6 protein-coding genes are annotated in these 10,346 nt (G+C 65.2%); all 6 read left to right on the top strand.

Annotated features, from left to right (window positions below; translation table 11 throughout):
* Positions 1–1,229, top strand: a 1,229-nt coding sequence (locus ACYVHT_RS18380) for a L,D-transpeptidase family protein (protein WP_460555323.1), incomplete at its 5' end; no start/stop codon positions are given.
* Between the two features lie 160 nt (positions 1,230–1,389).
* Positions 1,390–2,862, top strand: a complete 1,473-nt coding sequence (locus tag ACYVHT_RS18375; protein ID WP_460555320.1) for a BON domain-containing protein — start codon at positions 1,390–1,392, stop codon at positions 2,860–2,862.
* Positions 2,863–3,192: 330 nt separating this feature from the next.
* Positions 3,193–4,119, top strand: a complete 927-nt coding sequence (locus ACYVHT_RS18370; protein WP_460555317.1) for an ROK family protein — start codon at positions 3,193–3,195, stop codon at positions 4,117–4,119.
* 153 nt (positions 4,120–4,272) lie between these two features.
* A complete protein-coding gene (locus ACYVHT_RS18365; RefSeq protein ID WP_460555314.1) occupies positions 4,273–5,283 on the top strand; it encodes a GntR family transcriptional regulator in 1,011 nt (336 codons plus the stop codon).
* 89 nt (positions 5,284–5,372) lie between these two features.
* A complete protein-coding gene (locus ACYVHT_RS18360) occupies positions 5,373–6,707 on the top strand; it encodes an FGGY family carbohydrate kinase (protein WP_460555311.1) in 1,335 nt (444 codons plus the stop codon).
* Positions 6,708–7,002: 295 nt separating this feature from the next.
* Positions 7,003–10,344, top strand: coding sequence for a SusC/RagA family TonB-linked outer membrane protein (locus ACYVHT_RS18355; RefSeq protein ID WP_460555308.1), 3,342 nt, complete (start codon positions 7,003–7,005; stop codon positions 10,342–10,344).
* Positions 10,345–10,346 lie beyond the last annotated feature (2 nt).

Below are 10,346 nucleotides of genomic sequence, written 5' to 3'. Positions count from 1 at the left end.
ATCTCGCCGGCCTCACGCCCGCCGCCGGCCTCACGCCCGCCGCCGCCGATGCCCTGGCCCTGCTGGCCCGGGCCCCCGAATACGGGCTGCCGGCCGACTATGCATCGGGCCACCTGCTGGCGCTCCGCGACTCGCTTGCCGGGCCAGGGGCACCCGGGGGGCGGGCGCGGCAGCTGGCCCGGCTGGAAATCGGGCTCACGGCTGCCGTCCTGCGCTTTATGGGCGACCTGCACCGGGGCCGCCTGCGTCCCTACGCCGTGCCGGCGCGCGCCAGGGCCGGAGGCGAGCCGTGGCAGCCGGCGGTGGTGCTGCGCAAGGCGCTGGCCGGCGGGCAGGTCTGTGCGGCGATGCTGTCGGGGCAGCCGGCCAACCGCGAGTATCGGCAGCTGCAGCGGGCGCTGGCGCAGTGGCTGGCCCGGCCGGCTGCGCCCGATTCGGCCGCCGGGCGCCGGGTCCGGTATGAAGCGGCGGCGGTGAACCTGGAGCGCTGGCGCTGGGAGGCCTGGGTGCCGGTGCCCGACTACCTGCTCGTCAACCTGCCGGCGTACGAGCTGCAGGCGGTAGCGCACGACTCCGTGGTGCGCCGGCACCGCGTCGTCATCGGCAAGCCCGCTACGCCCACGCCCACGCTCAGCAGCGCCATTCGCTACTTCACGCTGGCCCCCGACTGGCACGTGCCGCACTCCATCGCTACGAAGGAAATGCTGCCCCGCCTGAAGGCGGACGCGGGCTATCTGGCCCTGAACAACCTGGCCCTCTACGACCAGCAGGGGCAGTTGATTGACCCGCTCAGGGTGCGCTGGGCCGCGGTGACGGCGCAGCACTTTCCCTACCGCATCCGGCAGTCGGCGGGCTGCGAGAATGCCCTGGGCAACGTGGTGTTCCGCTTCGCCAATCCCTACGCGGTGTACCTGCACGACACGCCCATGCGCCAGTATTTCGCCCTGCCGGCGCGGGCATTCAGCCACGGCTGCATTCGGCTGGCCGAGCCCCTGGCCCTGGCTGCCTACCTGCTGCGCCGCGAAGGGCGCGCGGAGCCCTTGCCGGGCGAGGCCGAGTGTGCGCGCCAGCCCCGGCCCCGCGATGTGCGCCTGCGCCGGCCCGTGCCGCTGTTTGTGCGCTACGCCACCTGCACCGCCGAGCACGGGCAGCTACGCTTCTTTCCCGATGTGTACGGCCGCGACGAGGCCCTGCGCCGGGCGCTGTTTGGCCCCGCTGTGCGGCCCTGAGCGGGTGGGGCTGGCCGCCGCCGGGCAGGGCATGCAGACCACCTGATAAGAATCAGCCCGTGAGGCAATTGCGGTCAGGGTTTTCCCTGTTGGCTAAAGCGAATTTTGGATTGTTCGCCTCACTGCCCGCTGCCTCGGCCCAATTCACTCCTTCAAGACCATGCAAACGCTGAATTTTCCGCTGCGCAACCCCGCTCAGGTAGCGGCCGACGCCGATATTACGGCCGCCATTGAGCGGTGCTTTCTGACCAGAAAAGGAGTGGCGGCGCACCTGATTGACGTCGGCACCCGCGCCGGCATGGTGACCCTCACCGGGGCTGCCGACAGCCTGCTCGCCCGCCGCCGGGCCGAAGACATCGCGCTGGCTGTGCGCGGCGTGTGCGGCGTGGTGAATGAGCTGGTGGTGCTTGGGCCCGAGGTGGAGGCCGCGGAGCTGTGCTGGAACGTGCAGCAGGCCCTGGCCGATGACCCCGCCACCCACGATTACGCCCTGCGCTGCACCGTGGCCGATGGCCGGGTCTGCCTCGCGGGCAGGGTGCGGTCGTGGGCAGAAAAGCAGCTGGTGTGCCGGGTGGTGGAGGGCGTGCGCGGGGTGCGGCGCATCGACGATGCCGCACTACGGATTTGCCGGCCAGGGCCCGCCAAAACAGACGCCGACCTGACGGCGCAGCTGCAGGACCTGCTGCACTGGGACATGCGCGTCGGGAAGACCCTGGTGCAGGTGCGCTTCAGCGACGGCGTGGCGCACCTGGGCGGCACCGTGGGCTCGCTGGCGGTGAAGCGCCACGTCGAAAGCCTTGCCTTTGAGCTGGGGGCCGTGCGTGTCGACGGCCGCAACCTGTGTGTGGCCCGCGGGGCGCTGGAGCCCGGACTGGGCCGGGAAGAAGCCCCCGCGCACTCCGACGAAGCCATTGCCCAGGCCGTGCACGACGCCTTTCGGCACGACCCGCGGCTGCAGCAGATGGAACCGCTGGTGCAGGTACACGCCGGCGTGGTGACGCTGGTGGGCATAGTCGATAGCCTGCGGGCGCGCGCCTGCGCCGAGCACGACGCGCGCCACGTAGCCGGCGTGGGCGAGGTGCACAACCTGCTGAAAGTGCGCACCGACCAGTTCTGGCCCGACGAAGCCCTGGGCCCCCGGGTGGTTGCCGCCCTGCAGCGCGACCCTTATCTGAGTGGCTACCACTTCAGCGTGAGCGTGCTCAATGGCCGCGCCACGGTGCACGGCCGCGTCAGCAGCCTGTTCGAGCGGGAGCAGGCCTACGACGTGGCATCGGGCGTGAGCGGGGTGGTAGAGGTGGAAAGCCGGGTGGCGGTGCCGCCCGACGGGCACCTGGCCGCGCCGGCCCCGGCGGGCGGCCTCGCCGGTTCGCTGGCCACGGCCACGGCGGCCGACCAGGATGCCGAGCTGGCGGAACGCATCCGCACCCGCTATTGCTGGTCGGCCAGCCTGCACGGCCAGGGCATTGAGCTGGAAGTGCACAGCCTGCGCGTCACGCTCACGGGCACCGTGGATACGTGGCTGGAGCGCCGGCTCGCCGCCCGCGAGGCCTCCGAGCTGGGCGCCCGGGACGTCAACAACCACTTGCGGGTTGGGCGAACGCGCCACCCGGAAGCTACCCCGCCGGCGTGAGGGCGCGCCGAGGCCGTGAGGTGCCGTGCCGCTGCTGCCCGCCGCCAAGCCAAATGAATAACCGGGCTATCAGGAATGCTCAGGAGAGTGGGGGCCTGCCCGGCTTTTTCTTTTGCAGCGTAAACAATGCTTTGACAGACGGGTACGAAGGCTGAATGTGAGTGTGGTGGGACACCTTAATGTGGCAGCCTCGTACTCGTCTTGTCATTCGGCCGCTTCAGCGCATCTGTAGCATAGCGGTGGCTGGCCTCCGCATCTGGCAGGCATTGGCAAGCGGAAAAGTTGGTTTACGCGCAGCGGTATCAACGCTTCTGCTGACCTTTGATACCTATGGACCGTTTCAATCGCATCGATAACCTGTGGGGCTGCAACCTCGGCAACAACACCATTGAGGGCGTCATTCTGCAATCGGCGAAAGTGCCGGAAAAGCTCTTCAGCCTTCAGATACCCACCGAATCGGACCTGGGCTACGAGCACGTGCTGGGCCGTGTAAAAACACTCGTAGAAGCCATGCAGACCGCCGCGGGCTACCAGGCCACCCGCCTGGGGCTGGCCACGCCCGGCACGCTGGTGACGCGCACCGGCTTGTTGAAGAATACGAACATTTCCTGTTTGGAGGGCCAGGCGCTGGCCGCGGATTTGGCCGCCCTGCTGAGCGTGGAAACCGTGGTGGGCAATGATGCCAACTGCCTCACCCTGGGCGAAACCCGGCTGGGCGTGGTGGCCGAGCGATTTCCGGAAGCCAGGATTGTCTTCGGCATCCTCATGGACCGCGGCATCGGCGGGGGGCTGGTGGTGAACGGGCACATTGTGCGCGGCAACAACGGCATCACCGGCGAATGGGGCCACATTTACCTGGACCCCGCCGAGCCGCATCCCTGCTTCTGCGGCAAGCGGGGCTGCATCGAGAGCATCCTGTCGTTGCCGGCGCTGGAGCGCTTTTACAAGGAGATTTGCGGCATGCCCCGGCCTCTGGCTGAAATCGAAGCCCGGGCCGAAGCGGGCGACCAGGCGGCGCGGGCCACCTTGCAGCGCCTGACCAATTTCTTCGGCCACGCCCTGAGCATTCTGGTGAACGTGCTGGACCCCGACGTAATTGTGATAGGCGGCCAGACCAGCGCCATCAAACGGCTCTATACCGAAGGGCCCCACGTGATTGCCTCCTACGTCATCGACCATCATTTCGAGACGCCGGTGGTGCAGTCCGGGCTCGGCGAGCTGGCCGCTGCCCTCGGGGCCGCCCTGCAGCTGGCGTAAGAATGCCGCCCGATGAATGGGTAATGCGTGGGAAATCGGCAAATTCGCGTTCCGGTCTGGTGAACTGTAGGTGCGCGGCGCGTAGTTTACCCTACCAGCCCGCGCTGGTAAGTCCACCTGGCCCGCTATTTCTTGTTGCCCGTTTTCCCACCCATGTACAACCTTCAGTTTAACGCCGCCGACCGGGTGCCCAAGGTCAAGCAGATTGTTCAATCCATCATCAGCGACATTGAGCGGGGGGTGCTGCGCAAGGGCAATCAACTGCCCAGCATCAGCGAGCTGAGCGAGCAGTACTACATCGCGCGCGACACCGTGGAGCGGGCCTACCGGGAGCTGCGGGAGCGGGGCTTCATCACCTCCGTGCAGGGCAAGGGCTACTACATCAACTCGCAGGACTCGGCCAAGATTAAGATTCTGCTGCTGTTTAACAAGCTTAGCTCCTACAAGAAGGAGATTTACAATGCCTTCGTGGAGTCGCTGGAAGGAAAGGCGTCGGTTGAGCTGCAGCTGTACCACTACGATGCCAACCTGTTTCGGGAGATAGTGGAGAAGAATCTGGGCAAGTACAACTACTACGTGGTGATGCCGCACTTTGCCCTGAACACCGACAAGGCCGATTTCCTGGCCACGCTCAACCTCATTCCCGAGGATGAGCTGGTGCTGCTCGACAAGGACGTGCCCGAGCTGAAGCACAACTGCCTGCGGGTGTTTCAGGACTTCGAGCAGGACATTTACCAGGCCCTGCACGGCCTGAGCGACCAGCTGGACAAGTACCCGCGCATGGTGCTCATTCTGCCCTCCGACAACAACTACCCGCAGGAAATGGCGCGGGGCTTCCGCACCTATTGCCTGCAGAAAGACAAGCAGTTCAGCATCCGCGAAGACGCTTCCGGAGAAATAGTCGAAGCCGGGACCTGCTACGTTGTCATCCGCGAAACGGACCTGGTGGGGCTCATGAGGCGCATCCGTCAGCTGGGCTTTCTGTTGAGTCGCAATATCGGCGTGCTGGCCTTCAACGAAACCCCGCTCAAGGACCTGCTCAACCTGACGGTCATCACCACCGAATTTACGGAAATGGGGCGCTCGGCCGGCACCATGCTGCTGGAAAAGCACCGCGGGAAAATCAAAAACCCGTTTTCCACCATTCGGCGGCATTCCTTGTAAGGGGCTCAGTAGAGTTCAGAAGGGTAGGGGCACCCACGCGGGCGAGCTTTGCCCCGGGCTTTGGCGCCTAATGCCGAAGCCGAAGGGCCATGGATAAAGCAATCAGGAAAAAGCCGGTTTACGCGGTTTTTGACATTGGCAAGACCAATAAGAAGCTCATTATCTTCGACGAGGACCGGCAAATTGTGAGCGAGCACCTGCACGTTTGCACCGATGCCTACGACGAGGACGGCGATGCCTGCGACCACCTGCCGCGCCTCGCGCAGTGGGTGCGGGCGCACTGGCAGGCCTTGCTGCAGAACCCCTTGTACACCGTGAAGGGGCTGAACTTTACGGCCTACGGCGCGGCGCTGGTGCACCTGGATGCCCGCGGGGAAGCGTTTCTGCCCCTGTACAGCCACCGCAAGCCGTTGCCGGCGGCGTGCGCGGAGCAGTTCTACGCCGCACTGGGCCAGCCGGCGGAGGCATTTGCCCGGGCTACCCGCTCGCCCCAGTTGGGCATGCTGAATGCCGGGCTGCAGCTGTACTGGCTGAAATACGCGCGGCCGGAGCAGTTTGCCCGCATTCACACCACGATGCACCTGCCGCAGTACCTGTCGTACCTCATTACCGGGGACAAGTACAGCGACTATTCTTCCGTGGGCTGCCACACGGCGCTCTGGGATTTTGAGCGCCGGGACTACCACGCGTGGGTGTACCGCGAGGGGCTCGATAAGCTGCTCGCGCCCCTCATCCGGGATTCCGTGTCGGCGGTGGCAAATGGCGTGCTCATCGGCGTGGGCCTGCACGACAGCTCGGCGGCCGTAGTTGCCTGCTTGTTCGAGCACGAGGCGAGCGATTTTGTGCTGCTGTCCACTGGGGCCTGGGGCGTGGTCTTCAACCCCTTTGCCAGCCCCGAGCTAACGCCGGAGCAGCTGCGCCAGGGCTGCGTGAACTACCTCTCGCCCCGGGGCGCGCCCCTGCTGGCGGCCCGCTGGCCGCTGGGCCAGGAGCACGATTACCAGGTGCAGCGCATTGCCGACCAGTTCAGCGTGCCGCCGGATTTTTACCGTTCGCTGGTGCTGGCCAGGCCCACGGAGCAGCTCACGGCGGCGTGGCTGCCCGCCTGGCCGGCTACGGTGGTGCCCGAAGCCCTGGAATGGCCGCTGGCCTGTTTCGGCACGGCGGCCGATGCGTATCAGCACCTGATGTACGGCTTGGTGAAGCAGCTGCAGGCCAGCATTGAGCTGGTGCGGCAAAACGAGGGCTCGTTGTTTGTGGACGGCGGCTTTGCCCGCAATCCGCTGTTTATGCAGTTTCTGGGGCGCGTGTTTCCCGGGGTGGTTATCCGCACGCTGGAGGTGCCGCAGGCCACGGCCATCGGGGCGCTCATTCACCTCGAGCAGGGCGAGGCGCGCAAGAAAACGCAGCCGCTGTTTGCCTGAGCAGCGCCTTTTGGCGCTGCCTCGCGCACAAGGCCGAACCCATCAGAAATGCGTGCCTGACAGCCTGGCCCAGGGCTGGCGGGCACGCTTTCGGCGCTTTTTAACACCGGGATGGAAAGCCTGAAAAGGCTGCTGGAAAGCCGCAGAAGAAAATAAAATCCATCAGGGGGGTTCAGGAGGGTAAGTGCTTACTGACAAAGGAGCTTTGTCCTATAAATCGGACCCTGCCAGCGGCCCGGCCGCTTAGCAATCGATTGTCAGGCCTCGTCTCTTAATCACCTCATTCCCACCTCCCATGAATCGAACCCATACCCGATTCGGTACCAGCTTGCTTCGCGCTTCCGCCCTGGCGGGGTGCGTGCTGCTGCTGCCCTCGCCGGGCGCCTTTGCAGCGGCCCGCGCTTTTCTCGCCACTCCGGCTGCTCGCGCGGGCGCCCTGCGCCGCCCGGCCGCTGACGTGCCCGTTTCCGGCCGCGTAACGCAGAGCAACGGCGAAGGCCTGCCCGGCGTGACGGTGGTTGTGAAGGGCACCACCCTCGGCACCAGCACCGGCGCCGATGGCAGCTTCTCGCTGAACGTGCCGCAGGGCAGCGTCCTCGTGTTTTCCTCCGTGGGCTACGTCAAGCAGGAAGTAACCGTGACACAAGCCCAGAGCGGCCTGGCCATCAAGCTGGCCGACGACTCCCAGCAGCTGGGCGACGTGGTGGTGGTCGGCTACGGGGAGCAGAAGCGCGAAACCCTGACCGGCGCCGTGGCTACGGCCGGCGCCAAACTGTTTCAGGACCGTGGGGTGGTCGACAACCCCCTCTCGTCGCTGCAGGGGCAGGTGCCCGGCGTGGTGGTGACACGGACTTCGGCCGCCCCCGGCCGGGCCTCGTGGAACTTCAACATCCGGGGTGCTTCGTCGAGCAACACCACCCAGCCGCTGATTGTCATCGATGGCATCCCCGTCAACGATAACAATGCCCTGAACTCCATCAACCCGAATGATATTGAGAATATCTCGTTTCTGAAGGATGCTTCGGCCGCCATTTACGGCGCCCGGGCAGCGGCGGGCGTGGTGCTGGTGACGACCAAGAAGGCCAAGGCCGGCAAGATGGTGCTGCAGTACGACGGCTCGCTGTCGCACAAGGTGCTGGGCCTGCAGCCGCACCTGCTCAACGTGCAGCAGTTTGGGCAGGGCTTGATTGATGCCACCACCAACGACTACTACGGGGTGGCCCCGACCTCCTTCATCTGGTACCGGCTGGGGCAGTTGATGGTGAACCCGCCCGCCTCGGGCTTCCTGGACCTGACCAACGGCAACACCGTTGCCCCGGCCAACAACCCCCTGAACCCCGGCTTTGGCGACGTGAAGGACCTGCCCTTTTTCGATACCAACGCGGTGGACCTGCTCTGGGGCAGCGCCAACTCGACCCAGCACAACGTCAGCCTCTCGGGGCGCGGCGAGAAGGCCGGCTACCGCATTTCGCTGGGCTACCTCAACGATGGCAGCCAGCTGAAGTGGGGCAACAATTCGAACAAGCGCTACAACATCCGGGCCACCACCGACTACTCGTTCAGCGACCGGGTGAAGCTGGAAACCAACCTCTCGCTGGAGCGCAACGACATTGTGCAGCCCACCAACACCAACTACCTGGGCCAGTATTCCCAGCCCGGTTTTCCGGTGTCGACCGTTGATGGCAAGCCCTACGCCTGGGGCACGCAGTACAGCCCCAACTGGCAGGCCGAGCTGGGCGGCGACAACAAAGAGTCGGACTCGCGCATTTTTACCAACCTGCGCCTGACCACCGAGCTGGCCAAAAACCTGCGCTGGGTGAACCAGGTCGGCTACACCTGGACCATTCAAAACTTCAGCGAGCAGGCCAAAGGGATTTCGTGGTACAACTACCTGGGCGACCTGCAGTACCCCGACAACCCCACCCGCGCCAACACCTACTACCAGCGCGAGCAGCGCAAGGATGCCTACGCCACGCTCAACAGCTACCTCAACTACGCCAAGGTTTTCAACGAGGTGCACGACGTGAGCCTGACCGCCGGCGTGGCCTACGAGCGCGACGAATTCAACCTGTTTCGGACGCGCACCAGCAACATGGCCAACGACAACGTGCCCTCGCTGAACCTGGGCATTGGCGACGCCACCACCAAAACCAACACCGAGCAGCAGAACCACTACGCCATCGGCTCGGCGTTCGGGCGCCTCAACTACTCCTTCCGCGAGCGGTACCTGCTGGAAGTAAACGCCCGCTACGACGGCTCCTCGAAATTCCGGCCCGAAGACCGGTGGAAGTTCTTCTCGGGCGTGTCCGGCGGCTGGCGCATCACGGAAGAGAATTTCCTCAAAGACAAGTTTGGCTGGCTGAACGAAGTGAAGCTCCGCGCTTCCTACGGCGTGACGGGCAACCAGGGCGGCATTGGCCTCTACGACTACCTCCAGCAGCTCAACGTGCGGTCCTCCAACGGTCAGACCGATTCGGGCACGCCCATCATCGGCACCGGCCCGGTGGTGTTCGTGTCGCCCACCAGCACACTCGTCAGCCTGACCCGTACCTGGGAGCGCATCGAGAACTACAACGTGGGCCTGGATATTGCCCTGCTCAATCGCCGGCTGACGGGTAGCGTCGACTACTTCACCAAGTACAACCGCAACATGCTGATTCCCAACCTGACGCCGGCCGTGCTGGGCGCCACCGCTCCAAACGAGAACCGGGGCGAGCTGAAGGTATGGGGCTGGGAGGCGACGCTGAACTGGCAGGATAAAATCGGGCCGGTGGGCTACCGCATCGGCGGCAGCATCACCGACAACCAGAACCGCCTGCTGAACTACGGCGGCCAGAAGCTGGTGACGCCCGGCCTGAATGGCCTGGTGGAGGGCTACCCGATTGGCTCGTATTTCGGGCTCGAATACAACGGCCGCATTCAGACGGCGGAGCAGCGGCAGGCCGCGCAGGCCCTGGCCACCGGCAGCGACCGCAACGTGCCCGTGCCCACCAGCGGCGGCCTGGGCGGCGTACGCATCGGCGACAACTCCTTTAAGGACCTCAACGGCGACGGCAAGCTGACCGGCCAGCTGGCCGACGGCAGCCTCGGCGACCTCAAATACCTGGGCACCGACAACCCGCGCTACACCTACGCCATCAACCTGGGGGCCGACTGGCACGGGTTCGACTTCACGGCCATTCTGCAGGGCGTGGGGCAGCGCACCATCTTCCGCGAAGGCAACTGGCGGGTGCCGTTTGGCTCCATCTTCCAGGGCCAGACCAACTTCTGGGTGGGCGACACCTGGACGCCCAGCAACACGGGCGCGTATTACCCCATCCTGTCGTCGGGCCAGAACGGCACCAAGTACAACGACTACAACTACCAGATTTCGGACTGGTCGGTGCAGAACGGCGCTTACATCCGCCTCAAAAACGTGGTGCTGGGCTATACCATTCCCGAGGCCATCAGCAAGCACCTCGGCGCCAGCCGCATCCGGGTGTACTACTCGGGCAATGACCTGTGGGAGCACACCAACATCAAGGATGGCTGGGACCCCGAAGCCACCCGCAGCGTGGGCCGCGCCAACAGCGAGTCGGCGCTCACGCGCTACCCCTTCTTCCGCCTGCACACGGCGGGCGTCAACTTCACTTTCTAATC

This window comes from Hymenobacter daeguensis (assembly GCF_054780555.1).
Note: the sequence above shows the minus strand (reverse complement) of the source record. Positions and strands in the feature narration are given on the sequence as shown.